General features: G+C 62.2%; 26 protein-coding genes. 8 read left to right on the top strand and 18 right to left on the bottom strand.

The features are described 5' to 3' along the window. Positions 1 to 12: 12 nt before the first annotated feature. The 9 genes from flgA to JYP46_RS07835 form a co-directional block, all read right to left on the bottom strand. Positions 13 to 480 carry a flagellar basal body P-ring formation chaperone FlgA gene (gene flgA / locus JYP46_RS07875; protein WP_113152872.1) on the bottom strand — a complete coding sequence of 156 codons (468 nt, stop codon included), beginning with the start codon at positions 478 to 480 and terminating at the stop codon, positions 13 to 15. 6 nt (positions 481 to 486) lie between these two features. Continuing rightward, positions 487 to 1,275 carry a flagellar basal-body rod protein FlgG gene (gene flgG, locus JYP46_RS07870; protein WP_113152871.1) on the bottom strand — a complete coding sequence of 263 codons (789 nt, stop codon included), beginning with the start codon at positions 1,273 to 1,275 and terminating at the stop codon, positions 487 to 489. Positions 1,276 to 1,287: 12 nt separating this feature from the next. Further along, positions 1,288 to 1,596: a flagellar hook-basal body complex protein FliE gene (gene fliE, locus JYP46_RS07865; RefSeq protein ID WP_206544144.1), complete on the bottom strand. Its 309-nt coding sequence runs from the start codon at positions 1,594 to 1,596 to the stop codon at positions 1,288 to 1,290. Continuing rightward, positions 1,593 to 2,012, bottom strand: a complete 420-nt coding sequence (flgC, locus tag JYP46_RS07860; protein ID WP_113152869.1) for a flagellar basal body rod protein FlgC — start codon at positions 2,010 to 2,012, stop codon at positions 1,593 to 1,595. Before flgC ends, fliE begins: the two co-directional genes overlap by 4 nt. 3 nt (positions 2,013 to 2,015) lie before the next feature. Further along, positions 2,016 to 2,393: a flagellar basal body rod protein FlgB gene (gene flgB / locus JYP46_RS07855; RefSeq protein ID WP_113152868.1), complete on the bottom strand. Its 378-nt coding sequence runs from the start codon at positions 2,391 to 2,393 to the stop codon at positions 2,016 to 2,018. 67 nt (positions 2,394 to 2,460) lie between these two features. Further along, entirely contained in the window at positions 2,461 to 3,126 is a 666-nt protein-coding gene (locus tag JYP46_RS07850; protein ID WP_206547782.1) for a hypothetical protein, read from the bottom strand. Continuing rightward, a complete protein-coding gene (gene fliI, locus JYP46_RS07845) occupies positions 3,123 to 4,508 on the bottom strand; it encodes a flagellar protein export ATPase FliI (protein WP_222473997.1) in 1,386 nt (461 codons plus the stop codon). The genes JYP46_RS07850 and fliI overlap by 4 nt, the downstream gene beginning before the upstream one ends. Positions 4,509 to 4,516: 8 nt before the next feature. Further along, entirely contained in the window at positions 4,517 to 5,233 is a 717-nt protein-coding gene (flgF, locus tag JYP46_RS07840) for a flagellar basal-body rod protein FlgF (RefSeq protein ID WP_206544141.1), read from the bottom strand. 8 nt (positions 5,234 to 5,241) lie between these two features. Continuing rightward, positions 5,242 to 6,366 carry a DUF1217 domain-containing protein gene (locus tag JYP46_RS07835; RefSeq protein WP_113152864.1) on the bottom strand — a complete coding sequence of 375 codons (1,125 nt, stop codon included), beginning with the start codon at positions 6,364 to 6,366 and terminating at the stop codon, positions 5,242 to 5,244. A gap of 144 nt (positions 6,367 to 6,510) precedes the next feature. On the opposite strand from JYP46_RS07835, the gene motA reads away from it, so the two are divergent. The 6 genes from motA (at position 6,511) to JYP46_RS07805 (ending at position 11,429) form a co-directional block, all read left to right on the top strand. Beyond that, positions 6,511 to 7,389: a flagellar motor stator protein MotA gene (motA, locus tag JYP46_RS07830; protein WP_113152863.1), complete on the top strand. Its 879-nt coding sequence runs from the start codon at positions 6,511 to 6,513 to the stop codon at positions 7,387 to 7,389. 31 nt (positions 7,390 to 7,420) lie between these two features. Further along, a complete protein-coding gene (locus JYP46_RS07825; protein ID WP_206547780.1) occupies positions 7,421 to 8,359 on the top strand; it encodes a FliM/FliN family flagellar motor switch protein in 939 nt (312 codons plus the stop codon). Between the two features lie 25 nt (positions 8,360 to 8,384). Continuing rightward, positions 8,385 to 8,771, top strand: coding sequence for a flagellar motor switch protein FliN (gene fliN, locus JYP46_RS07820; protein WP_222473998.1), 387 nt, complete (start codon positions 8,385 to 8,387; stop codon positions 8,769 to 8,771). A gap of 32 nt (positions 8,772 to 8,803) precedes the next feature. After that, complete coding sequence (locus JYP46_RS07815) at positions 8,804 to 9,814, top strand: FliG C-terminal domain-containing protein (RefSeq protein ID WP_113152860.1); 1,011 nt, start codon at positions 8,804 to 8,806, stop codon at positions 9,812 to 9,814. A gap of 87 nt (positions 9,815 to 9,901) precedes the next feature. Next, positions 9,902 to 10,972: a flagellar biosynthesis protein FlhB gene (flhB, locus tag JYP46_RS07810; protein WP_206544139.1), complete on the top strand. Its 1,071-nt coding sequence runs from the start codon at positions 9,902 to 9,904 to the stop codon at positions 10,970 to 10,972. Positions 10,973 to 10,988: 16 nt separating this feature from the next. Next, the gene (locus tag JYP46_RS07805) at positions 10,989 to 11,429 is read left to right on the top strand and encodes a hypothetical protein (protein ID WP_113152858.1); all 441 of its coding nucleotides are present in this window, start codon (positions 10,989 to 10,991) and stop codon (positions 11,427 to 11,429) included. 6 nt (positions 11,430 to 11,435) lie between these two features. Here the strand turns inward: JYP46_RS07805 and JYP46_RS22225 are convergent, their stop codons facing one another. The 8 genes from JYP46_RS22225 to JYP46_RS07765 form a co-directional block, all read right to left on the bottom strand. Then, complete coding sequence (locus JYP46_RS22225) at positions 11,436 to 12,089, bottom strand: response regulator transcription factor (protein ID WP_206547779.1); 654 nt, start codon at positions 12,087 to 12,089, stop codon at positions 11,436 to 11,438. A gap of 12 nt (positions 12,090 to 12,101) precedes the next feature. Then, complete coding sequence (locus JYP46_RS07795) at positions 12,102 to 12,794, bottom strand: helix-turn-helix transcriptional regulator (RefSeq protein WP_113152856.1); 693 nt, start codon at positions 12,792 to 12,794, stop codon at positions 12,102 to 12,104. A 260-nt stretch (positions 12,795 to 13,054) separates the two neighbouring features. Further along, positions 13,055 to 14,143, bottom strand: a complete 1,089-nt coding sequence (locus JYP46_RS07790) for an ABC transporter ATP-binding protein (protein WP_206547778.1) — start codon at positions 14,141 to 14,143, stop codon at positions 13,055 to 13,057. Further along, positions 14,140 to 15,828 (bottom strand): beta-galactosidase BglA, encoded by a 1,689-nt coding sequence (gene bglA, locus JYP46_RS07785; protein ID WP_206547777.1) that lies wholly within the window; start codon positions 15,826 to 15,828, stop codon positions 14,140 to 14,142. The genes JYP46_RS07790 and bglA overlap by 4 nt, the downstream gene beginning before the upstream one ends. Positions 15,829 to 15,836: 8 nt before the next feature. Next, positions 15,837 to 16,973 carry a carbohydrate ABC transporter permease gene (locus JYP46_RS07780; protein ID WP_113152853.1) on the bottom strand — a complete coding sequence of 379 codons (1,137 nt, stop codon included), beginning with the start codon at positions 16,971 to 16,973 and terminating at the stop codon, positions 15,837 to 15,839. Continuing rightward, positions 16,970 to 17,932 carry a carbohydrate ABC transporter permease gene (locus JYP46_RS07775; RefSeq protein WP_206544332.1) on the bottom strand — a complete coding sequence of 321 codons (963 nt, stop codon included), beginning with the start codon at positions 17,930 to 17,932 and terminating at the stop codon, positions 16,970 to 16,972. The genes JYP46_RS07780 and JYP46_RS07775 overlap by 4 nt, the downstream gene beginning before the upstream one ends. A gap of 282 nt (positions 17,933 to 18,214) precedes the next feature. Beyond that, on the bottom strand, positions 18,215 to 19,570 hold the full coding sequence (locus JYP46_RS07770; RefSeq protein WP_206544135.1) for an ABC transporter substrate-binding protein: 1,356 nt from the start codon (positions 19,568 to 19,570) through the stop codon (positions 18,215 to 18,217). 79 nt (positions 19,571 to 19,649) lie between these two features. After that, complete coding sequence (locus JYP46_RS07765; RefSeq protein ID WP_206547776.1) at positions 19,650 to 19,874, bottom strand: hypothetical protein; 225 nt, start codon at positions 19,872 to 19,874, stop codon at positions 19,650 to 19,652. On the opposite strand from JYP46_RS07765, the gene JYP46_RS07760 reads away from it, so the two are divergent. Next, positions 19,855 to 20,913, top strand: coding sequence for a LacI family DNA-binding transcriptional regulator (locus tag JYP46_RS07760; protein ID WP_244974852.1), 1,059 nt, complete (start codon positions 19,855 to 19,857; stop codon positions 20,911 to 20,913). The genes JYP46_RS07765 and JYP46_RS07760 overlap by 20 nt on opposite strands. Before the next feature lie 56 nt (positions 20,914 to 20,969). Next, on the top strand, positions 20,970 to 22,325 hold the full coding sequence (locus JYP46_RS07755) for a GH1 family beta-glucosidase (RefSeq protein WP_236042140.1): 1,356 nt from the start codon (positions 20,970 to 20,972) through the stop codon (positions 22,323 to 22,325). Between the two features lie 17 nt (positions 22,326 to 22,342). Here JYP46_RS07755 and JYP46_RS07750 read toward each other — a convergent pair whose 3' ends face one another. Beyond that, positions 22,343 to 23,125 (bottom strand): SDR family oxidoreductase, encoded by a 783-nt coding sequence (locus tag JYP46_RS07750; RefSeq protein ID WP_206547775.1) that lies wholly within the window; start codon positions 23,123 to 23,125, stop codon positions 22,343 to 22,345. Between the last annotated feature and the right edge of the window lie 187 nt (positions 23,126 to 23,312).

Genomic DNA, 23,312 nt, shown 5'->3' with positions numbered 1-23,312 from the left:
GGAGACGGGAAATCATATGGCGCCGACCTCGACGGTTCCGTCAGCGAGGACCACACCGGTGAAGGTGCGGCCGCTTTCGATATTGCGCAGGCGGATCATGTCACCGGCTGCCCCGTGCTCAAGCGGCACGGCGCGCAGCGAGATGGAGAGCGCGCCTTCATTGAAGGTGACGGTGACGGGGCTGCCCGTTTCCACCAGATAGGCCTCACGGACATAGCTGATGGGAATGAGCCGGCCCGGCAGCAGGGTGCGCCGGGCGACCTTGCCGTCAATGTCTTCCAGCATGCGGGCAACGGCGGTGTTGCCGCGCGGCGGGCGGCGCAGCATCACCTCGTTGAGCGCATCGACGGAGATCGTCTCGCCGGGATAGATGACGCGGGTGGACACAACCGCCTGCTCCTGCGCCACAGCCGAAAGGCCCGTGGCGAAGAGGCTTGCCAGTGCGAGGAAAAGCGCGGGGATGGGGTTGTGCCGTATCATGCGAACCTACCGGATCGACTGGGTGACGGTTGCGGCCATTTCATCGGCCGCGCGGATGACCTTGGAATTCATCTCATAGGCGCGCTGCGCGGAGATCAGCTCGGTGATTTCCTTCACCGGGTCCACGTTGGAGCCTTCGAGATAGCCCTGTTCGATGACGGCGAAGCCCGGATCGCCCGGCACGCCCTGAATGGCCTCGCCGGAAGCCGGCGTTTCACGGAAGAGATTGTCGCCGATCGGATCGAGACCCGCTTCATTGGCGAAATTGGCAAGCGTGAGCTGACCGAGATCCTGAAGGTCGGCCTGTCCGTCGAGACGGGCGAAGACCTGGCCGGTCTTGTTGATCACGATCTCGATGGCGTCCTCCGGCACGATGATGGCCGGGTTGACGTTGTAGCCCTGCGTGGTCACGAGCTGGCCGGTGGCATTGGTGTTGAAGGAGCCGGCGCGTGTGTAGAGTGGCTCGCCATCGGTGCCTTCGATCTCGAACCAGCCCTTGCCGACCAGCGCCACGTCGAGCTTGTTGCCCGTGTTGTTCATCGGGCCCTGAATGTGGAGGTTGCGCACGGCTGCGGCCTTCACGCCAAGACCGACATTCGCGCCTTCCGGCACGATGGCCTGATTGGCGCGGCTCGGCACGCCCTGCATGCGCTCGGTCTGATAAAGCAGATCCGAGAACTCGGCGCGGGCGCGCTTGAAGCCCGTCGTGTTGATATTGGCGATGTTGTTCGCGATGACTTCGAGGTTGAGCTGCTGGGCGCTCATGCCGGTTGCGGCGATCGAAAGGGCTTTCATGGATCAGGCTCCTCAGATGGCCATGCGGCTGATGTCGAGATAGGCGGTGACGAGCTTGTCGCGCACGGCGATGGAGGCCTGCAGCGCCTGTTCGGCGCTCATCACGGCATCCACCACTTCGCGGGTGTCGGCCTCGCCCTGCAGGGCCTTGAGCGAAACGCCTTCGGCATGGTTGAGCTTGGCAACCGTGCTGGCCGCCGCCTCGCCGAGCATGGCGGAGAAAGCCTCGCCGGTTTCGGATGCGGGCATCTGGCGGGTGGGCTGAAGGCCCGTGGTCTCGGTCAGGGTCGAAGGGGCAATGCTGCCGACTGGAGGGATCATGACTGGCTCCGCATCAAATCAATGGTCATGGAAATGAGTTCGCGCGCCTGCTTGATCACCTGCAGGTTCGCTTCGTAACCGCGATTGGCCTCGCGCATGTCGGCCATTTCGATCAGCACGTTCACATTCGGCATTTTCACGTAGCCGCGCTCGTCCGCCGCCTCATGGCCGGGGTCGAACTGCAGCGTGAAATCGGACGGGTCGCGGGCGACCGAGCCGACCTCGACGACGCTGCCGCCGATATTGCGGTCGAGTTCCGCGACGAAGCTTATCGTCTTGCGGCGATAGGGATCGCCCCCGGGGACGTCGCTGGTGGACTTGGCGTTCGCCAGGTTTTCCGAAACCACCTGCATGCGTTCGGACTGCGCCTGCAGGCCGGATGCGGCGACTTTCAGGGAAGCGGAAAGCGGATCCAAGATTTACCCCCTCGACGTGGTCATGAGCATGCGGTGAAACGCCTTGACGATGGCGGTGTTGAGCTCGAACGAGCGGCGCACCTCGCCGGCATTGGACAGCTCGTCTTCCATGTTCACCGTGTTTTCCGATGGCAGGACTGCCGGGTCATCCTTGCTGGTCACGGAGAAGGAGGCATTCGTTGCGCCAAACTGCAGATGGTTCGGATTGGTGTTCCGGAGCGCCACCCGCGTGCCGTTCAGAACGTTTTCGAACGGCTCCACTTCCAGCGCCTTGTAGCCGGCCGTGTTGATGTTGGCGACGTTGCTGGCCACCGTCGTCTGACGCACGGACAGCCATTTGGCCTGCTGTGTGGCGAGGTCGAACAGATTGACGGGCTGCATCTGGCAAGTCTCTCGGTCTATGCGAACATGTCTTCCGGCACTTTAGGCAGCCAGTCTTGTGCGGGCCTTACGTGCCGTTGCCGGCGTCGGCGGAAAGCGTGATGACGAGTTCGCGTGAGGTGATCACTTCCCAGTGGCCATTCTTCCACTGGATACGGGAGATGCGGCTGCCATCGGGCAGGCGCGAACCGCGCTGGAGCATCCAGTAGCCATCTTCGTCTTCGATCATGGCGCGGCCGCCGACCACGTGAACCAGGCGAAAGCCCGGCTCGTCTCCGGGGAAGGGCTGATCCTCGAGCACCGCCGCCGGTCCACGGTCCACGGTGCCGGTGGCGGTGTAATCCACCTGCGGCAGCGGGATCATGTTGGTGGGCAGACGCGCGCCAATGAGCGCGGGCAGGGCGTCGCGCGATGGGCCTTCCGGCGTGGGACGTCCGGCAAAGGTCATCGGGCGCACGCCGAACTGTTCCTGATTGAAGAAGATGTACCAGGGGAACATGGCGCAGACGGCGGCGAGGCCGATCCCGCCCAGCATGATCATCCAGTCGCTGCGGCTGCTGCTCGGCGTGTGCAGCATGCCCGGCTTTGGTATGCGCCGGGGCAGGAAACCGGACCTGCGCCGTGGCGCTGCCTTTGCCGCCTGCGGGGGCTCGGGCGCGGGGTCTGCTGCGGTCGGGTTGGGCTCCGTTCGCCGCCCGTCCGGAAGTTCGAGACTTGCCAGTCTGATTGTCATTGTACCGGCTCCCCGGCTTTCAGTTTCATCGCCAGATCCGTGAAGGGATCGGCGGAGCGTTGATCGTTCGGCGACTGCGTGAGGGCGTCGTAGATGAGCGGGATCTGCCGCACGGCCTGATCGAGCTCGGGGTCATGACCGGGCTGATAAGCGCCGAGCAGGCGGATGTCTCGTGTGTCCTCGAAGCGGGCGATCATGGCGCGCAGCCGCGTGACGAGGCGCTTTTCGTCCGGGGTCCAGGCCCGGTCCGCAAGACGCGAGATCGAGGCCAGCGGATTGACGGGTGGAAAGCGCCCCTGTTCGGCAATCGCGCGGTCGAGCACCACGTGACCGTCGAGAATGCCGCGCACTGCATCGGCCACCGGGTCATTGTGATCGTCGCCATCGACCAGCACCGACAGGATGGCGGTGATGGAGCCGCTTCCCGTCTCGCCGGGGCCGGCGCGTTCCAGAAGGCGGGGGAGTTCGGTGAAGACCGAGGCCGGGTAGCCGCGCGCGACCGGCGGTTCGCCGGCTCCGATGGAGACCTCGCGCAGGGCGTGGGCAAAGCGCGTGATGGAATCCACGATGAGCAGAACCCGGTCGCCACGGTCGCGGAAATATTCGGCGATGCTCATGGCCGTGTCCGGCGCACGGCGGCGCATCATGGCGCTTTCGTCGCTGGTGGCGACCACTGCCACGGATTTCGCCATGCCCTGCGGGCCAATCGTGTCTTCGAGGAACTCGCGCACTTCGCGGCCACGCTCGCCAACGAGCGCGATCACCACGGTGTCGAATGCGTCGGCATTCGCCAGCATGGAAAGAAGCGTCGATTTGCCGACGCCGGAACCGGCGAAAACGCCGAGCCGCTGCCCGTGGCAGAGCGGTGTGAAAATGTCGATCACGCGCACGCCGGTGCGGAAACCTTCCGAAACCCGCTGGCGCTGCATGGCGGGCGGTGTGACGGGGGCCTGGCCCGTGGTGAGCGGTCCACCGGCGGGCGCAGGGCCGCCATCTGCGGGGCGTCCGAGCGCATCAACCACGCGGCCACGCCATGAGGGGCCGGGGGCGAGGCTGAGCGGTCCGCGATTGAAGACCGCTTCGCCGAGCCCGACTTCACCGGCCCGTTCATAAGGCGCAACCACCACGCCGTCGCGGGCAATCCGCACGACTTCGCCCGCACCCGCAGCGCCGCCATTGCGGCCGCGACGCGACACGAGATCGCCAAGCCTTGCCGTTTCCGACAGGCCGCGCACGCTGTAATGGCTGGGCGAGACCTCGCTCACCCGGCCGCCATGGCTGACGAGAAAACGCGCATCGCCTGCAATCCGCCGATAGGCTTCTTCCAGGGCGGTCAGCACGGTTTCCCGTGGCGGCGTTGCGGAGGAGGGCAGTTCTGTCACGGTGATGCTCACCCACCCAGAAGCTTGATGGCGTCCTTGAGCGCGGTGTCGCTATCGCTCATGAGCGCCGACACGTGCTCGAAGGTGCGCTGCACTTCGATGAGGTTCATCATCTGCTGCACGGGATTGACGTTGGCTTCTTCCACAAAGCCCTGCGCCACGCCGACGCCGGGCTGATCGACAACGGGCTGTGCGTCATCGGCAACGAAGCCGGAATTGCCGAAGCGGGCGTAGTTTTGCGAGGGGGCGAACTCATAGAGGCCGATGGCGCCGACAAGCTGGCCATTCTGGCGCAGTGTGCCATCGGCGCTGGCTTCCGGCGGGCCGGCCAGCGGATCGAGCAGCAGCGGCGCGCCGCCGGCATCAAGCACCGGGTGCCCGTCGAGGCTGACCAGTTCGCCCGTCTCGCGCATGGTGAAGCGGCCATCGCGCGTGACGACGGTTCCCGCCGGTGTTTCGAGCCCAAACCACGCTTCCCCCTGTACCGCGAAATCGAACGGGTTCTTGGTTTCGCGCAGGCCCCCTTGATGGGTGTCGATGTTGGGGGAGCCGGGTGCGGCGAAAGAGACGGAATCCGGCCCGTCGCCGCTCACCAGATCCCGGAAGTTCACCGATGTGCCGCGAAAGCCCACCGTGCCGGCATTGGCGACGTTGTCGGCCAGTGTTCCAAGGCGCTTTTCCAGTGCGACCTGAGAAGAAAGAGCGACGTAAAGTCCGGTCTGCATCTGGTCTGCTACCTCTTTAACTGCGCAATGGTGAAAAGCATGTCGGTGGAAATGCCGAACTCCGCCGGCTGGCTGAACAGCGCGGCGATGGAGGTCTGCTGCGAGCCGGAGGGGTTTTCCAGCTCCCACATGGTGGTGAAACGCTTCAGGAAATCCTCAAGCTTCTCGGGATCCTTGAAGTCCGCGATCTCGACGCGCTCCTTGATCATCTCGACCTGCTTGTCGATGTCGGCCTGCGCCAGCGCAGGGGGGAAGCCGAGCGCGGTGCGCACCACCTGCGCGATGGCCTTGTCGGCCAGCAATTCGTAGTAGGAGCGGAATTCGGGGGCCTTGCGCTGGAAATAGAGCGCAAGCCGCACGCCCTCGTTTTCCTTGCCGGCATCCTCTTCGAGCGTCTGGCGCATATAGCGCTCGACGGCCAGATTGTTGGCGATGTTGTAGGTCGTCGCGTCCTCGCCATAGCGGGCGAAGTTGAACGCTTCGGCCAGTGCCCTGTAGCGTTTGTCTTCGGTCTGGTTGGCCGGGCTTTGCGGATCGTCGATCCCGCCTTCGAGCACCGAGCGCAGGAAGCGGAGGTCGATCACCTCCTCGACATCGAAGCCATGCGCCATGAGCGCGAAGGTCAGCATCTCCTGATCGCCCATCAGATCGTCGACCGATTTGATGTCGGGGATCTTCGCCAGATAGTTGTTGAGGCTGGCGATCAGCGTCGGGTCGTTTGGCGGGACGCCATTCTTGATGGCGCGCGTGAGATATTTGTCGACGGTGCCCTTCTGGGCCGGATTGTAATTCGTGGTGTCGGGGCCGCCGGCGGCAAAATTATAGGTGCGGGCGAACTCGATATAGCGCTTGTCGGTCAGCTTGTTGGCGAAGCTTTCCGGGTCGCTGATGCCTTCTTCAAGCACCTTCACCATGAAAGCCTTGGCATAGGCCATGTCTTCCAGACCGTGCGCCTTCATGGCGTAGCGGAACAGGCGGTCATCATTGACGAATTCCTCGATGGAGGTCACCCGGCCGATGTTCTGCTGATAATATTCCGTTTCGCGCTGCACCATTGGCTGGGACTGGACGCGCTCCAGCGAGCGCGACAAGTCGCGGTTGATCAGGTTGTAGCTCGTGAACGTGTTGATCAAGGCGCACCCTCCGCCATCTTCGGTTGCGCCAAATTAGTCTGCGTATCTTGCGCGAGGCTTTCCGCACGCCGTTCCGGGATTCAAGCCTCACGCAAGCCACGGCGGGTACACAGGAGAAAAGGCCTGTAAAAGATGGCGGTATAGATGGGTATTCTTGTCGGACTCGTGGTAACGCTCGGCTGCGTGATTGGCGGCTACATGGCGATGGGCGGCCATGTGGACGTGCTTCTCCAGCCCTGGGAAGTCGTGATCATCTGCGGCGCGGCTTTCGGAACGTTTCTGGTCGCCAATCCGATGTCGACGGTCAAGGACGCCGGCAAAGCCTGTGTCGAAGCCCTGAAGGGCTCGGTTCCCAAGGAAAAAGACTACCTGGAGACGCTGGGCGTTCTTCACAGCCTGATGCGGGAACTGCGCACCAAGTCGCGCAGCGAAGTGGAAGCGCATATCGACAATCCCGAGGAATCGGCGATCTTCCAGTCCTACCCGACGGTGCTGGCGAACAAGGATCTGACCAGCTTCATCTGCGATTACTGCCGCATCATCATCATCGGCAATGCCCGTCCGTTCGAGATCGAGGCGCTGATGGATGAGGAAATCCAGACCATCCGCCGCGACAAGCTGAAATCCTACAATGCGCTCGTTGCGGTGGCCGAAGGTCTGCCGGCGCTGGGCATCGTTGCGGCGGTGCTGGGCGTCATCAAGGCCATGGGCGCCATCAACGAGTCGCCTGAAATTCTGGGTGGCCTGGTTGGCGCGGCGCTCGTCGGCACCTTCCTCGGCATTTTCATGTCCTATGCGGTGGTCGGTCCGATCGCCACCAAGATCAAGATCGTGCGTGAGAAGAAGAACCGGCTTTACGTGATCGTGAAGCAGACGCTGCTTGCCTACATGAACGGCTCGCTGCCGCAGGTGGCGCTGGAGTTCGGCCGCAAGACCATTTCGGCCCATGACCGGCCGACCATCGATGCGGTGGAGCAGAGCACGATGAATACCGGCGGGGCCGGTGACAAGCAGGCCGCGTGATGCGCGATCGTCAACGGAGCAACAACCGACCATGGCGCTGACCGAAGATCCAGAACTGATGCGTGCGCTCGTCGTGGAGCGTCTGGTGGGAGCCACCGGCGATCCGCGCCGCGTGTCGGAAGCAGCGGGCTCCTGTGCGACCCGCGCCCTGACGCGCGTGATGGACGCTCTGGAAGAAAAACTCCCCGCAGCGGTGAAGGTTGAGCTGATCGATGTGGAGATCGTTCGACTGGCGGAATTGAAGCCGAAGGAAGATTGCTGCGACGCGCTCGCGGTCATCGCCGGCGAAGTTTCGGGCGATGCGCTGACCATGCGTCTTGACCCGACGGCCATCTCCATTCTCGTGGGGACGATGTTTGGCGGCAATCCGGAACTGCCGGCTGTTCCGCTGCAGCGCCCGCCATCGGCGATTGAGCGCGATGTGGCGGCGCTGACATTTGATATTTTCGCCAAGGCTCTCAATGGCAAGGGCGCTCGCTCGCTTGGCCTGCGCCTTTTGCTGCCGACCGTTCAATCGGGAGCGGATTTCCGCCGTTTCGTCGTTCGCGACGGGCCGGGCGTGCGGATGCGCTTCGCTATCGGCGGTGAGGAAAGCGGCGGCGTTCTTACGGCCTGGATGCCGCAGCGCCTGCTTCTGGAAGCGCGGGAGCTGGAAGGCAGCGACCAGCGCCAGCAGAATGCGAAGGCGGCCGACTGGCATAATCGTTTCAGCGATGAAGTGATGCGCTCCAATGTGCGCATTCGCGCGACCATCCCGCTGATGCGCATGGCGCTCGGCGAGCTTGCCTCGCTGCACGAAGGCCAGGTCATTGAGTTCGGTGACGGCGCGCAGCCCGAGGCGCGGCTGGCGGTGCGCGACAAGACGGTGTTCACCTGTGATTTCGGCAAGGCCGGACATCACTACACGGTGCGGATCAAACAACCCTTCGATGCCCGCAAGGACGTCGTCGAAGGTCTTCTGGCGCAATGATGCGCCGGGAACGCGGTGAAGGAGAATGACTATGACCAATGCCGAGCCTGAGCCGCAGGAAAACGGCGAGGAAGAGCTCAACAAGGCCATTGAGGAGCTGAAGGACGTTCTCCACGAGGAAACGTCGGGCACCAGCGGCGAAGCCGGGTCTTTTGCGAGCAATCCCGAACTGGTGATGAGCATTCCGGTCGAGGTGCAGATCGTTCTGGGCAGTGCGGAAATGCCTGTTTCCCAGCTGATGGCGCTCAAGAAGGGATCGACGGTTTCGCTGAACCGTCGTGTCGGCGAGCCGGTGGAGATCGTGGTGAACGGCCGGCGCATCGCGCGCGGCGAGATCACGCTGGTCGAGGATGATCCTTCTCGCTTTGGCGTGAAGCTTACGGAAATTGCCGGCAGGGCTTCTGCCCAGTAAACTGGATTGCGAAGAGAAAGGTCGGATTGGTCATGACGGAAGCTCTGGCTCTGACACAGGCGCAGAAAGCGGCCACCATTCTGGTGGCTATGGGCAAGCCCGCAGCGGGCCGCCTGCTCAAATTCTTCAAGCAGGATGAGCTCAAGGCGCTGATGGAAGGCGCACGCCTGTTGCGGACCATTCCGCAGGCGGAGCTGGAAAAGGTGGTCGGCGAATTCGAGGCCGAGTTTACCGAAGGCGCCGGCCTGCTGGATTCTGCCGACAGCATTGACACCATTCTGACCGAGACGCTTTCCGAGGAGGAGATGAACCTCCTCATGGGACGCAACGACCCGAAGGCCGGCGAGGCCGAGGAAATCTGGGCCGAGCTGGAAAAGCTGAAATCCGAAGAGCTGATCGAGCTGGTTTCGAGCGAGCATCCGCAGGTGATCGCCGCCATTCTGAGCGGTATTTCGCCGGCGATTGCGGCCAAGGTTCTGGTGAGCCTGGAAAAGGCGCTGCGCACCGCCGTTGTGGCGCGCATGGCGGCCACCGGCGACATGCCGGCGGCGGCCAAGAAGCTGATCGAGAACCGCATGGCCGATCTGCTGCGCGACATGCGCGCCGGCAAGGATTCCACCGTGGGTCTGGCGCGCGTGGCTTCGCTGCTCAACGAACTCGACAAGGAACAGGCCGACGAGGTCATCCACGAGCTGGAGCGCAGCGGCACGAGCGATGTGAAAGCCATCCGTTCGCAGCTCTTCAGCTTCGAGGAGATCGTTCTTCTCGACCAGAAGGCGCGCGTCGCCCTGTTCGACGGTCTTTCGAGCGATCTTGTCACGACCGCGCTGCGCAATGCTTCGCCCGATGCGGTGGAGGCGGTTCTTTCCGCTCTTGGCCAGCGCACGCGGCGCATGATCGAGGCGGAACTCAGTGTCGGTTCCGAGGATGTGCCTGAGACGGAGATCCATCAGGCCCGCAAGCGCATTTCCGCGATGGCGGTTCAGCTTTCGCAGCAGGGCAGTTTCGAACTGCCCGGAATGCAGCAGCAGGCCGCCGCCTGACGCTTTTCGCAAGGCCTGTCCGGGTCGCGCCTGACAAGGCGTTCCGGGCGGCCGGTCTGGTCTGAATGCGTTTGAGCGAAGGGTCTGATGGCGGAAGGCGCTGACAAGGAAAGCAAAACAGAAGAGGCCACGGAGAAGAAAATCCGTGACTCCGTCGAGAAGGGACAATTGCCTTTCTCGAAGGAGGTGCCTGTTTTCGCGTCCTTTCTGGCGATCCTTACTTTTACGATCTTCTTCGCTCAGGACAGCGCGGTGCGGCTGAGCAGCTTCCTGTCGACCTTCCTTGAACGGGCCGATGGCTGGGCGCTCGAAACCCGCTCGGATGCGATGGCGATCTATCAGCTGGTGTTCTTCGAGATCGCCAAGGTGGTCGGCGTCGTGATGCTGCTTCTGGTGGCCGCCGGCATTTCAGCTTCAGTGTTGCAAAACACGCCCCGTTTCGTGCTCGACCGCATCAAGCCGAAGGTCTCGCGCATCTCGCTCAAGGAAGGCTGGAGCCGCATCTTCGGCGTCAAGGGCATGGTCGAATTCGCCAAATCCCTTGGCAAGATCCTTGTGGCGGGCGGGTTCCTGATATTTGCGATGCGTGAGGCGGAGACCCGCCTGCTTGCCGGGATGATCACCAATCCGGTCGAGTTCAGCACGGTCATTCGCGACATTGCTGTGGAAAGCCTCGTGGTTGTCACGCTCGTGGTGGCGGTGATCGCGGTGGCCGATCTGTTCTGGTCCCGCCATCAGTGGCGTGTCGACCTGCGCATGACCAAGCAGGAAGTGAAGGATGAGCACAAGCAGGTGGAGGGCGATCCGATCGTCAAGGCTCGCCTGCGCTCACTCGCCCGCGACCGCGCACGCCAGCGCATGATGTCGGCCGTGCCGCAGGCCACGCTTGTGATCGCGAACCCGACGCACTTTGCAATTGCCCTTCGATATCGCCGTGACGAGGACGCAGCGCCCGTCGTGGTTGCGAAGGGGCAGGACCTCATTGCGCTGAAAATCAGGGAGATAGCGACGAATCATAACATCCCCGTCTTCGAAGAGCCACTGCTCGCCCGATCCATGTACAAACAAGTTTCGGTTGATAGTTTGATTCCATCACAGTTCTACAAGGCTGTCGCGGAGCTGATCCGCCGCATCTACAGAACTGGCGATAAACCGTAGTCAGCAGGATTATATTATGGATAAGCAGCCGCATTCGCCTGCTCGCGAAATCATAGTCGCCAATGCCATTCGCGCGGTGGCGAACGAATTGCGTCTTGTCGATGTTGCCGACTACATCGCGTTCATCAGGCTTGAGAGCCTGGCGAGTGTTGCGGATATCGTGGAGTCCGCTGCCGAACTCTATTTCATGCCGGGCACATTACGGTTGGGCCATGGCTGCGATGCGCGTGTTTCGTGGAGCGGAAGCCCGCAAATTTCGCTCGATCTGGAACTGCGCCCGGGTGGCGTGACCGTCTATTTCACGCTCGAACTGAGCGACGACAATGCGGCTGTCGAGGTCAATTACGTGGCCTTTGATGATCCGGCCGAAGACCCGGAAGTGAATTCGCGCTACCTGGCCGATGCGCTGCAGGCTTCGCGGATCGTGCGTAGCGAGCGACCGCTGATCAACGGTTAGCCTTCTTCAGTCGATCAGGCCGTTGCGGAGCGCCTTGGCGACCGCGTGAACGCGGTTGACCGCATCCAGCTTCTGCGTGGTGTTTGCGAGATACTGGTTTGCAGTGTGCACCGACAGGCCGAGGCGTTTGGCGATTTCTTCGCTGGTCAGCCCGTTGGCGGTGAGCTTCAGGCACTGCAGCTCGCGTTTGGAGATCGACGCGCCTTCGCTGTCCTCGGGGAGCGGATCCTGCTCCATGATCTGTGCAAAAAGCGCGTTGCACCGGCTGTGCAGGTCGAGCAGCGCGTCGCGCTCGATCTGGATGTTCTGACCGACCATGATGACCGCGCCAAGGTGTCTCTGCTCTGTGGTGAGCGGCAGGACAAGCCCGCCGGCCTCATGCGCAGGCGGGATTTCCTCGCTGTGCATGCCGGTGTCGTCACCGGGCATGGCGATGCCCCAGTGAAAGGGGTGAAAGGCCTCGGCGATTTTCTTGCAGAAACGCTTTGGTAATCGACCGGCGAGTTCCTGCGCTTCATCATCTGTCTGCGGGCTTCTACCGGTGAGGGCGGGGGACAGTCGCTGTCTTGTGAGGCCCTTGACCGTATAGAGATGGAACCGGTCGGCACCGGTGCTTTCGGTGAGCTTTTGCAGCTCCTGTGCGATGTCCGAAAGCGTCATTGATCTGCCGTTCTAGATTAGCCCGTTGCGAATGGCCGTTGCGATGGCCATGGCTCGGTTTTTTGCTGCCAGCTTGTGAATCGCATGGGCGACATAGCTGTTTACCGTGTTGGAAGACACGTTGAGGATGAGAGAGACCTCATCCGCGGTCTTGCCTTCGGAGACCCAGTAAAGGCACTCGCGCTCGCGTTCCGATAAGGGTTCGCCGAGCGCATTGGTCTTTGTTCTGAAGCCTGAAAGGTGGTGGCACAGATTGATGTGCATGCGCCGCAGGTCCGCCGGATCGAGAGCGCCTGGCCGATCCCCGGAAATCAGCGCGATGTAGCGCTTCTTTCCCGCTGGCAGTTTGAGGAGGAAGATTTCCTGATGATCATGAAGGCTCAGATTGGCAATGTCTTCGCAGGAGAGAAGGGCGGCAAGTGCAGCCGGGTGCCAGGGGCGTGAGGTGAGGCCGGGAAAGGTGGAAGCAGAGCTTTCGATAAGCCGGGATATGGCCGTCATCCCGACATCTTCGATTGTGTCGAAGCTCCAGTTGGAAACGAGGATCCGGGCCATGCCGGTGGAACTGTCGGGTGCTGCTTCGGCGATCAGGTAGGAGGTGTTGCCACTGTTGGGGCAATAGCTGCGGGCAAGGCTGGCGAGGTCGCGCCGCGATATGGCCCTCAAGGGCCGGACGGATTGCTTTTCGCGTGTATCAGTTGCCATTCGCTCTCATCGCAAATCCCCACCGGCGGGAAGCCGGTATTGTTGGTTTTGCGGATACGCAATACGAGGCCCGCAACGTCCCCCGCCCAGCGTCGAAATCGGTGTCCGTACAACCGGCATGACCGTATAAATACGCTTTGAAACGGGCAGCGCTCTCGGGCCAGAACAGCTTTGTCATTCAGTGGCCCCCCAGTCACCTCGTTAATCGTTAGGTAAGGTTTCGATTCGGGTCAAGAAAAGCTCAAACCGGTTGAAATGCTTCAAATGTAGAACAGAGAACGCCCCTCTTTAGTGAAAAGATGCATCTTTTCTGCGGATGCGGTGAGGCGAAGGCGCTCGCCCCTGGCATGTTTCTGGACGCCGGCGATCTTCACGACGACCGGTTCATCCACATCTTTCACATTTACGTAAACATTCGTGACCTCGCCGAGCCGTTCGACAAAGTGCACTTCGCCTTCGAAGAGAAAGTCATCTCCATCTGCAACCCGCAGGTCTTCCGGCCTTACGCCGAAATGGGCCGGCGCGCCTGCCAGACTTTCGGGAGAAGGGATGGGAACGGCGACCTGCCTGCCGGAAAGGGAAATCACGGTCTGCCCGCCGGTCTTTTCGATGCGGGCCGGCTGGATGTTCATGGCGGGCGAGCCGATGAACCGGGCGACGAAAAGATTGGCGGGTTTTTCGTATAGCGCGATGGGCGCGCCGACCTGCTCGATATGTCCCGCCGACAGGACGACGATGCGGTCTGCAAGCGTCATGGCCTCCACCTGATCGTGGGTGACGTAGACCATGGTGGTGTCGGGCATTGAGCTTTTGAGCTTGGCGATCTCGATGCGGGTGGCGACACGAAGCGCTGCATCCAGATTGGAGAGCGGTTCGTCGAACAGGAACACTTTCGGATTGCGCACGATGGCGCGGCCGATGGCGACGCGCTGTCGCTGACCGCCTGAAAGCGCCTTGGGCAGGCGATCAAGATATGGTGTCAGCTGCAGGATCTCGGCCGCTTCCTGTACGCGCTTGTCGATCTCTTCCTTCGGGGCCTTGGCGATCTTCATGCCGAACGCCATGTTGTCGTAGACCGTCATGTGCGGGTAGAGCGCATAGGACTGGAACACCATGGCGATGCCGCGCTGCGATGGCGGGATGTCGTTCACGCGCGCGCCGCCGATGAACATCTCGCCACCGGTGATGCTTTCAAGCCCGGCGATCATGCGCAGGAGCGTGGACTTGCCGCAGCCCGAAGGACCGACGAAGACGATGAACTCGCCTTCCTCTATGTCCAGGTCGATACCGTGGATGACCCTGGTGTTGCCGTAGCTCTTCTGGATGTTCTTGAGCGAGAGATCCGTCATGTCTCCATCCCCTTGCTGCCGAACCAGCTTGCATAGGCCGGCAGCGTGACGATGCCGTCCTCCACCGTTCCGGCTGCGCCGGAATCGGCCATGGTCGCATAATCCCGGACATCGAGCTTCAGCGTGACCGGCCCGTCGCTCATGTTCACCGCCACCAGAATGGCGTGGCCGGCCATGGAGCGCTCGAAGACAAGCACCTCCTCAGTGCCTTCCCGGAAGGTGATTTCGCCCTTGGCGAAAACGGGATGGCGGGCGCGGAAGGCAAGTGCATTGCGATAGTGCGACAGGAGCGTGTCCTGCCCCTCCTGCGCCGACACGGCCAGATGGAGGTGCTCCGGCGGCACGGGCAGCCAGGGCTTTGCGCCGGAGAAGCCGCCATTGACCTGCGTTTCCGACCAGACCATCGGGGTGCGGCATCCATCGCGGCCCTTGAAGGTCGGCCAGAACTGGATGCCATACGGGTCCTGCAGGTCTTTCAGGTCGAGTACGGCTTCGGTGAGGCCCAGCTCCTCGCCCTGATAGAGGCAGACGGAACCGCGCAGCGACAGAAGCAGCGTCGTGGTCATCTTCAGGAAGGCGTCGCGGTCGTGGACCTGATCGGCCCAGCGCGAGGCATGGCGCACCACGTCATGATTGGAGAAGCTCCAGCACGACCAGCCATCGGGCGCCTTGTCGCCGAATGCCTCGATGACGCGCCGGACACGGCCCGGCGTGAGCGGTTCCTGCGACAGGAAGTCGAAGGAATAGCACATGTGAACCTTGTCGCCGCCGCTCGTATATTCGGCGACGATGTCGAGGCCGCGCTGCGCATCACCCACTTCGCCGACAGCCGTGGTGCCGGGATATTCATCGAGCAGCGCGCGGAAGCGTTTCAGGAATTCCAGGTTCTCGGGCTGGTTCTTGTCGTAAAGGTGGTTCTGGAAGTTGTAGGGATTGACCGCAGGCGCGATGGAGGCGTTGCGCTGGTCCTGCTCAAGCGGCGGATTGTCTTCCAGACCGGCCGAGTGGACATAGAAATTGATCGTGTCGAGACGGAAACCGTCGACGCCGCGTTCCAGCCAGAAGCGCACCGTTTCAAGCAGCGCGTCCTGAACATCGGGATTGTGGAAGTTCAGGTCCGGCTGGCTGGCCAGGAAATTGTGCAGATAATACTGGCAGCGGCTCGTGTCCCATTCCCATGCGGAGCCGCCGAAGATCGACAGCCAGTTGTTGGGCGGGCTGCCATCGGGTTTCGGATCGGCCCAGACATACCAGTCGGCGCGTGGATTGGTGCGGTTCTGCCGGCTTTCCACGAACCAGGGATGCCGTGCGGAAGAATGCGAGATCACCTGATCGATCATCACCTTGAGGCCGAGCCGGTGGGCCTCGGTGATCATGGCGTCGAAATCGGCCAGCGAACCAAACATCGGATCGACCTGGGTGTAGTCGGAGACATCATAACCGAAGTCGAGCATGGGCGACTTGAAGAAGGGTGACAGCCAGATCGCATCAACCCCAAGCGAAGCGATGTAGGGCAGACGCTGGGTGATCCCTTTGAGGTCGCCGATCCCGTCGCCGTTGGAATCCTGAAAGGAGCGCGGATAGATCTGGTAGATGACCGCGCCGCGCCACCAGTCGGCGTCTTCGGCGTGGCGGCTTACGGCTCCGGGAGCATGTTCCAAGGGAGCATCGTGAAGGACATTCATGGGAGCGGTCAGCCTCCTTTGACGGACCCGGCCAGAAGGCCGCGGACCAGGTAACGTTGCAATGCGAAGAAAACGAGAATGGGCACCACGATGGCCACGAAGGCCGATGCGGTGAGGATTTCCCAATTGCCGCCACGCGAGCCGAGCAGTTCGCGCAGCCGGCCGGTCAGAACCAGCTGTTCTTCATTGTTTCCAAGGAAGACGGTGGCGACGAGCAGGTCGTTCCAGACCCAGAGGAACTGGAAGATGGCGAAAGAGGCGAGTGCGGGAAACGACAGCGGCAGAATGATCTTGCGGAAGATCTCGAAATCCGACGCGCCATCGACGCGCGCGCTTTCGATGATCTCGCGCGGCAGGCCGGCCATGTAGTTGCGCAGGAGATAGATGGCGAGCGGCAGGCCGAACCCCGTATGTGCGAGCCAGATGCCGATGAACGACTTGCCGATGCCGATCGTGTTGTAGAAACGCAGAAGCGGGATCAGCGACATTTGTAGCGGGACGACGAGCAGGCCGACAATGGCGGCAAGCAGAAGCGCGCGGCCCGGAAACTCCATCCATGCCAGTGCGTAGGCCGCATAGGCCGCAATCAGGATCGGAATGACGGTCGCCGGAATGGTCACGGTCATCGTGTTGATGAAGCTCTTGCCGAGCCCTTCGGAGAACAGGACGTTTTTGTAATTTTCCGTGGTGAAGCGCGGCGGCTCGACCGAGCTCACGAAGATGCGCTGGCCGCGGCCGGGTTCGGGCTGTTCGGCATAGGTGATGGTGTAGTCGCCACTGGCCTCGACGGTGAGCATGCCACCGTCGCGCAATTCAGCGCTCTCGCCGACGGCGAAGGCTGAAGGCGCGCGCGATGATATGCCGAAGCCGACGGCCTTGCCGCTGCCATCCTCGAACACATTGCCGGTGAGCACGTAGCGGCCGTCTTCCAGCGTGGCGTTTTCCGGCGGGGCTGCGCGTGCGACCACGTTGCGTTCGGACGCGGTGAGGGCGGTCCACCAGCCGCTCACGGCGAGCTGGTCCTTGTCGCGAAGCGATGAGACGAGAATGCCGAAGGTCGGCAGGGTCCACAGCGCCACGAGCAGGAGGACGGATATGTTGACAACCCATGAGAGGGCAGGGCGCGAGCCGACGGGCGTGCTCATTTCATGTCCTTCCGTGCTTCGCGGATGTTCCAGATCATGATCGGCGTGACCATGGCCATGATGACCAGCGCGATGGTCGAGGCGCGGCCGAAATCGAGCCCGCGGAACATCCAGTCGAACATGTAATTGGCGAGCACCTGGCTGCCCCACTGGCCGTTGGTCATGGCCAGCACGATGTCGAACACTTTGAGAACCAGAATGGTGATGGTGGTCCAGACCACGGCGATGGTGCCCCAGATCTGCGGCACCTTGATCTTGTAGAAAATCTGGAAGGGCGAGGCGCCGTCGATGATGGCCGCCTCGATGGTCTCTTCCGGGATGCCGCGCAGCGCGGCCGAGAGGATGACCATGGCAAAGCCGGTCTGGATCCAGATCAGGATGACCATCAGGAAGAAATTGTTCCAGAAGGGGATGGTGATCCACGCCTGTGGCTCGCCACCGAAGAAGGTGACGACGGCGTTGAGGATGCCGATCTGTTCGGAGCCTTCGGCGCGGTAATCATAGATGAATTTCCAGATCACGCTCGCGCCGACGAAGGAGATCGCCATGGGCATGAAGATGAGGCTCTTGGCGACATTGCCCCAGCCGATGCGGTCGGTGAGGGCGGCGGCGATGAGGCCGAAGAAGGTGGCGGCGGCGGGCACGACGATGAGCCACAGAATGTTGTTGCGCATGCTCTCGCGGAAGGCTGCGTCCTTGGCAAGCCAGGCGTAATTGGCTCCGCCGACCCAGGTTTCGCCGCTCGGCCCGTGGAACGACAGGAAGATCGAGTTGATGACCGGATAGACCAGATAAATGCCGAGAATGACGATGGCCGGCCCCAGAAAGAGCCAGGGGCGGATGCCGTTGGCGGCGTTGATGTTGTCCGCGACGCGGCTGCCGCGTGGCGGATAGATCAGGTCGAGGAGCCGGTTGGAACCCCAGAAATAGCCGAAGCAGGCGGCCACGCCGAGCACCATGACAAGCACTGCCTGGACGAGCTTGATATCGGGCAGGACCGTGTTGAGCGCGGTGAAGACGGCGACGGCGCAGAGCACCGCAAAGACGATGCCGGCAATCATGATGCCAAGCGCAATCGCCATATTGAAAAGGAAGCGGCCGAGGCCCGGTGGACGGGACCGCGGGGCGGCTTCGGTCGAGGAGATGGCCATGTCAGCCTCCTGGGCGCATGCCGGCTGTGCCGGTGCTCCCACCCCGCATGCTCAATGGCGGCGGGGTGGGGCGGTGTTGCATGCGCAGTCCTACTTGATGGCGTCCCATTCCTTCTGGATCTCGCCGGCGACCTCTTCGGCGGACTGGCCGCCGACATAATCGATCATGCCGGTCCAGAAAGCGCCTGCGCCGATCTTGCCAGGCATCAGGTCGGAGCCGTCAAAGCGGAATGTGGTCGCATTGGTCAGGATTTCGCCCTGCTTGCGCAGCGCATCATTGGCGTAGGCCTCCGGGTTCACGCCCTTGTGCGGGGTGAGGAAGCCGGCCTGCGCCATCCAGATTTCATGCGCGATGGGCGTCTTCAGGAATTCGATGAAGGCGCGCGCCACATCCGAATCCTTCGTGATGGCGAACACGGTGCCAGCACCCAGAACCGGGGTGCCGAGATCCTTTTCCGCATAGGCCGGCAGGTAGAAGAAGTCTGCGTCGCGGCCAAGCTGCGTGCCCTCGGGGAAGAAGGAGGGGATGAAGGACGCCTGCCGGTGCATGTAGCATTTCGGCGGGACGGCGAAGAGGCCTTTGGGGCTGTCGCGGAAGTCGGTGGAGGCCACGGCGCCCGCGCCGCCATCCACATAGTCGTCATTGCGCGCGAACGCGCCGAATTCCTCGATGGCCGCAACGACGCGTTCATCGTTGAACGGGATTTCATTGGTCACCCACTGGTCGTAGACCTCGGGCGACTGGGTGCGCAGCATCAGGTCTTCCACCCAGTCGGTGGCCGGCCAGCCGGTTGCGCCGCCCGAACCGAGACCGATGCACCAGGGCGTTTCGCCATCGGCGACGATCTGGTCGGAAAGCGCCTTCAGTTCTTCCATGGTCTGCGGCACTTCATAGCCCGCATCCTCAAAGTTTTCCGGCACGTACCAGACCAGCGATTTGACATCTGCCTTGTAGGGGAAGGCGAAGAAGGCCTTCGCCCCGTCCTTGCCGGCATAGGTGCCGAGATCCACCCAGGACTGGCCGGCAGCATAGTTTTCCTTCATCCAGCCGGCAGTTTCGTTGCCGAGCGGCACGAGCAGGCCCTTGGAGGCGAGGTCGCCTGCGAGGCCCGGCTGCGGGAAGACTGCGACATTCGGTGCGCTGCCGGCCTGCGTGTCGATGACGATCTGCTGCTCGAAGGAGTCGGAGCCTGAGTAATTGACCTTTGCGCCGGTCGCTTCCTCGAAATAGGCGGTGACGGATTCGATCAGATCCTTGTCGGAGCTGAGCCAGGGGCCGAACAGGCTCATCTCCTGGCCGGAGAGATCGTGCGCGGCCTTGAAGTCTTCGAAACTCTGCCAGTTGAAACGGGCATCCTCGCCCGGGGCGAATTTGAGATCGGCGGCATGGGCGACGCTGCCGGACAGTGCCAGGGCAAACGCGCCAATAAGCATGGACGTCTTCATGGTTCCTCCAATTGCGGCCGGAGCCGCTCCTCCTCAGGTCTTTGCGGGTCCGGCGCATTGCTAACGTTTTAAACGAAATTCAAAGCGCTTTGGATTTTGGCAGCATCAATCCGGGAAGCCTTTGAGTCAAGAGCGCCTTGCTGCCAGCGCGAAGATTCATGAAGAAAATTGGTTTCACCGCCGTATTGATATGAAAACGACCAATTGTCCGCCTGAAGGGCTTGATCTCCCCAAAACGCTGTGACACCAATTTTTTTAAAGCGCTTTGAAGGAAAGGAACCGCCTTGGCTACCCGCAAAGCCATGAACCTGAAGATGCTGTCCGAGGCGCTTGGCCTGTCGCAGACCACCGTTTCGCGCGCGCTCAACGGCTTTCCGGAAGTGGCGGAGAAAACGCGCGCCCGCGTGGTCGAGGCGGCGGAGCGGCTGAACTATCGCCCGAGCCCCAGCGCGGCAAGTCTGGCGACCGGCAAGTCACGCATGATCGGGCATGTGGTGAGCCTTTCCGAACACATCATGATCAATCCGCATTTCGCCGATTTCATCGCCGGGGCGGGCGAAATCTATGCGCAGAGCGGCTACGACATTCTCCTTCGGCTCGCGCCGCTGGAAGAGCAGGAGCGCATCTATCTGAACCTTGCCGAAGACCAGCGTGTGGATGGCGTGGTGGTTCATGGACCGCTGACCGGCGACAGCCGCATCGGCATTCTGAATGCATTGGGAATGCCTTTCGTGGTTCATGGGCGCTGCGATGAGGAGGGGGCGGATTATTGCTGGATGGACGTAAACAACCGGCGGGCTTTCCATCGTGCGACGAAGTTTCTGCTGGATCTGGGACATGAGCGCATCGCGCTGATCAACGGTCTTGAGACGATGAACTTTGCCGAGCGGCGCAGGCAGGGCTATGAGGCGGCGCTGGCAGAGGCCGGCGTCGCACTTGACGAGCGCCTGCTTCACAGCGCCGATATGGTCGAGCCCTATGGCTATCAGGCGACGCGGGCGCTGATGGAACTGGATGAGCCGCCGACGGCCATTTTGGTGGCGAGTGTTCTGCCGGCCATGGGCGTAACGCGGGCGTTGGTCGATCTTGGCCTGCGGGCTGGCGAAGACGTTTCCGTGATCGCCTTTGATGACTGCCTGTCCTTTCTTCAGTCGGGCTACAAGGGCAGCGCGCCGGACATTCCCTATTTCACGGCGGTTCGTTCCTCCATCCGGGAGGCGGGAAAACGGGTGGCGCAGTTACTTCTTGAGCGCATCGAGACCCCGGACGGGCCGCCTCTGAGCGAGCTCTGGGAGGCCGACTTCGTGATCGGCCAGACGACCGCACCGCCACGCCGCCGCTAAAGGGCGGAGACGGCATTTTCAGAAAGAACGGGTCCAGAAAGAACGGGGAGAGGCTCATGCCCGCCAACGGAATGGAAGCCATGGAGCTTGAATTCTCACGCGACGATTTCCCCGGGGATTTCGTCTTTGGCACGGCCACTTCGAGCTATCAGATCGAGGGCAGCCGGTTTGGCGGTTGCGGAACCTCGCACTGGGACACGTTTGCGGCAACGCCCGGCAACACGGTGCGCGGCGAGGATGGGGCCACGGCCTGCGACCACTATCACCGCTGGGAAAGCGATCTCGATCTGGTGCGTGACGCCGGGTTCGACTGCTATCGCTTTTCGATCTCCTGGTCGCGTGTGCTGCCGGATGGAAGGGGAGACGCCAATCCAGAGGGGCTCGATTTCTACGACCGCCTTGTCGATGGCATGCTGGAGCGCGGGCTGAAACCCTTCGCCACGCTCTATCACTGGGATCTGCCGGCGCCGCTTGCCGATCTGGGCGGTTGGCGCAACCGCGATATTGCAGACTGGTTCGCCGATTATACGGAACTGGTGATGAAGCGCATCGGAGACCGGGTGGCGACGGCGGCGACCATCAACGAGCCCTGGTGCGTGGCCTGGCTCAGCCATTTCATGGGGGCACATGCGCCGGGGCTGCGCGACATTCGCGCCGCCGCCCGCGCCATGCACCACGTGCTTCTGGCGCATGGGCGGGCGACGCAGGCGATGCGCGCGCTCGGCATGGACAATCTTGGGCTGGTCACCAATTTCGAATACGCCGCTCCCGCCGATGACAGCGAGGCGGCGCGGAAGGCCGCCCGTCTTTACGACGGCATTTACAATCGCTGGTTCCTTGGCGGCGTGTTTGACGAGGCCTATCCCGAGGATGTGCTGGAAGGGCTCGGGCCTCACATGCCGCAGGGTTTTGAGAAGGATTTTGGCGTGATCGGCACGCCGGTCGACTGGTTGGGCATCAATTATTACACGCGCAAGCTGATCGCCCCGGACGGTTCAGGCCGGTTTCCGGCGCTGAAAGAGGTCGAGGGGCCGCTGCCCAAAACGTTCATGGACTGGGAGATCTATCCCGAGGGCCTGCACCATTTCATCACATGGGCGCATGAGAACTACACGAAGGGCCTGCCGATTTATGTGACGGAAAACGGCATGGCCGCGCCGGACCGGCTGTCGGCCGGGCGGGTCGATGATCCCGCGCGCATCGATTTTCTGAACCGGCATCTGGGGGCGGTGCGGCGCGCCTTGGATGAGGGCGCGCCGGTGAAAGGCTATATCGTCTGGTCGCTTCTGGACAATTACGAATGGGCGCTCGGCTATGAGAAGCGTTTCGGGCTTGTCCATGTGGACTTTGAAACGCTGGAGCGCACGCCCAAGGCATCATGGTATGCTCTTGGGCGCGCGCTGAAGCGCTAGGTCCTGACCCGAGGCGATCAGACTGAACGGGTCGCGCCGCCGTCGATGCGGACCTTGGTGCCCGTGACATAGGACGCGCGTTCGGAAGCGAGGAAAACGGCCATGTTGGCGAATTCCTCAGGATCGCCGTAACGCCCCATGGGAATCGTATCGGCGGCAGCAGCCGAAACCTCTTCCACCGGCTTGCCGGAGCGGTTTGCGGCGGCGGTGTCCAGTTCGACCACACGCTGCGTGTGAATGCGGCCTGGCATGAGAACATTCACCGTCACGCCGTCGCGCGCAATTTCGGTGGCGAGCGTCTTGGACCAGCCGACAATGGCCGAGCGGATGCCGTTCGAAAGCGCCAGCATCGGAATCGGCTGTTCCACACCCGAAGAGGTGACGGTGAGAATACGGCCCCATTTGCGCTCGCGCATTGGTGGCAGAAGACGCCCGGTCAGGTGGAAGACATTGGCCGCCATGGTCTCGAAATTGGAGATCCAGTCGCTGCGACCGGCATCGACAGCCGATGACGGGGGCGGGCCACCGGTGTTGTTCACAAGAATATCGACGCCGCCTTCGGCCAGAAGCCTGTCGGCGAGCTCATCGATGGCGGCAAGGTCTGAAATGTCGAGCGCGCAGGCTTCCACCGTGCCTGCGCCATCGGGCAGTTTGCCGGCCCAGGCCTCGATCTTGTCCTTGCTGCGCGCGGCGGCGATCACGGTTGCGCCTTCACGCGCCAGCCCTTCCGCGATGGCCGCGCCGAGGCCGCGACTTGCGCCGAGCACCAGCGCGCGCTTGTTGTTAAGTCCTAGATCCATTGACAAATTCCCCGGATTTCTGCGCCGCGGTTCGCCCTGACATGCCTGGGGTGCAGCGGCTTTTGGTGGGTTCTCTCACCCTGGGTGAGGTGGGGGATTGGGCACGATTCAGATGAGGATTGCAAGTCGGTATGGGACGCTGTAAAGCGATCCGCCGCTTGGCGCTGTCCCTTCAAATTTTGGTAAC

Origin of the sequence: Nitratireductor aquimarinus (genome assembly GCF_017255295.1) — a bacterium.
GTDB classification, from domain to species: Bacteria; Pseudomonadota; Alphaproteobacteria; order Rhizobiales; family Rhizobiaceae; genus Nitratireductor; species Nitratireductor aquimarinus.
This window is presented reverse-complemented; position numbering and strand designations above follow the sequence as displayed.

What these genes read in the sequence shown, in the direction of transcription:
- motA (WP_113152863.1), top strand. Translation starts at nt 6,511, where the DNA reads ATGGGTATTCTTGTCGGACTCGTGGTAACGCTCGGCTGCGTGATTGGC.
- flgG (WP_113152871.1), bottom strand. Translation starts at nt 1,275, where the DNA reads ATGAAAGCCCTTTCGATCGCCGCAACCGGCATGAGCGCCCAGCAGCTC.
- JYP46_RS07755 (WP_236042140.1), top strand. Translation starts at nt 20,970, where the DNA reads ATGCCCGCCAACGGAATGGAAGCCATGGAGCTTGAATTCTCACGCGAC.
- flgB (WP_113152868.1), bottom strand. Translation starts at nt 2,393, where the DNA reads ATGCAGCCCGTCAATCTGTTCGACCTCGCCACACAGCAGGCCAAATGG.
- JYP46_RS07850 (WP_206547782.1), bottom strand. Translation starts at nt 3,126, where the DNA reads ATGACAATCAGACTGGCAAGTCTCGAACTTCCGGACGGGCGGCGAACG.
- JYP46_RS07780 (WP_113152853.1), bottom strand. Translation starts at nt 16,973, where the DNA reads ATGAGCACGCCCGTCGGCTCGCGCCCTGCCCTCTCATGGGTTGTCAAC.
- JYP46_RS07795 (WP_113152856.1), bottom strand. Translation starts at nt 12,794, where the DNA reads ATGGCAACTGATACACGCGAAAAGCAATCCGTCCGGCCCTTGAGGGCC.
- flgF (WP_206544141.1), bottom strand. Translation starts at nt 5,233, where the DNA reads ATGCAGACCGGACTTTACGTCGCTCTTTCTTCTCAGGTCGCACTGGAA.
- JYP46_RS07805 (WP_113152858.1), top strand. Translation starts at nt 10,989, where the DNA reads ATGGATAAGCAGCCGCATTCGCCTGCTCGCGAAATCATAGTCGCCAAT.
- JYP46_RS07750 (WP_206547775.1), bottom strand. Translation starts at nt 23,125, where the DNA reads ATGGATCTAGGACTTAACAACAAGCGCGCGCTGGTGCTCGGCGCAAGT.
- JYP46_RS07770 (WP_206544135.1), bottom strand. Translation starts at nt 19,570, where the DNA reads ATGAAGACGTCCATGCTTATTGGCGCGTTTGCCCTGGCACTGTCCGGC.
- JYP46_RS07790 (WP_206547778.1), bottom strand. Translation starts at nt 14,143, where the DNA reads ATGACGGATCTCTCGCTCAAGAACATCCAGAAGAGCTACGGCAACACC.
- flgA (WP_113152872.1), bottom strand. Translation starts at nt 480, where the DNA reads ATGATACGGCACAACCCCATCCCCGCGCTTTTCCTCGCACTGGCAAGC.
- fliE (WP_206544144.1), bottom strand. Translation starts at nt 1,596, where the DNA reads ATGATCCCTCCAGTCGGCAGCATTGCCCCTTCGACCCTGACCGAGACC.
- bglA (WP_206547777.1), bottom strand. Translation starts at nt 15,828, where the DNA reads ATGAATGTCCTTCACGATGCTCCCTTGGAACATGCTCCCGGAGCCGTA.
- JYP46_RS22225 (WP_206547779.1), bottom strand. Translation starts at nt 12,089, where the DNA reads ATGACGCTTTCGGACATCGCACAGGAGCTGCAAAAGCTCACCGAAAGC.
- JYP46_RS07775 (WP_206544332.1), bottom strand. Translation starts at nt 17,932, where the DNA reads ATGGTGCTCGGCGTGGCCGCCTGCTTCGGCTATTTCTGGGGTTCCAAC.
- flhB (WP_206544139.1), top strand. Translation starts at nt 9,902, where the DNA reads ATGGCGGAAGGCGCTGACAAGGAAAGCAAAACAGAAGAGGCCACGGAG.
- JYP46_RS07765 (WP_206547776.1), bottom strand. Translation starts at nt 19,874, where the DNA reads ATGGCTTTGCGGGTAGCCAAGGCGGTTCCTTTCCTTCAAAGCGCTTTA.
- JYP46_RS07815 (WP_113152860.1), top strand. Translation starts at nt 8,804, where the DNA reads ATGACGGAAGCTCTGGCTCTGACACAGGCGCAGAAAGCGGCCACCATT.
- JYP46_RS07825 (WP_206547780.1), top strand. Translation starts at nt 7,421, where the DNA reads ATGGCGCTGACCGAAGATCCAGAACTGATGCGTGCGCTCGTCGTGGAG.
- fliN (WP_222473998.1), top strand. Translation starts at nt 8,385, where the DNA reads ATGACTATGACCAATGCCGAGCCTGAGCCGCAGGAAAACGGCGAGGAA.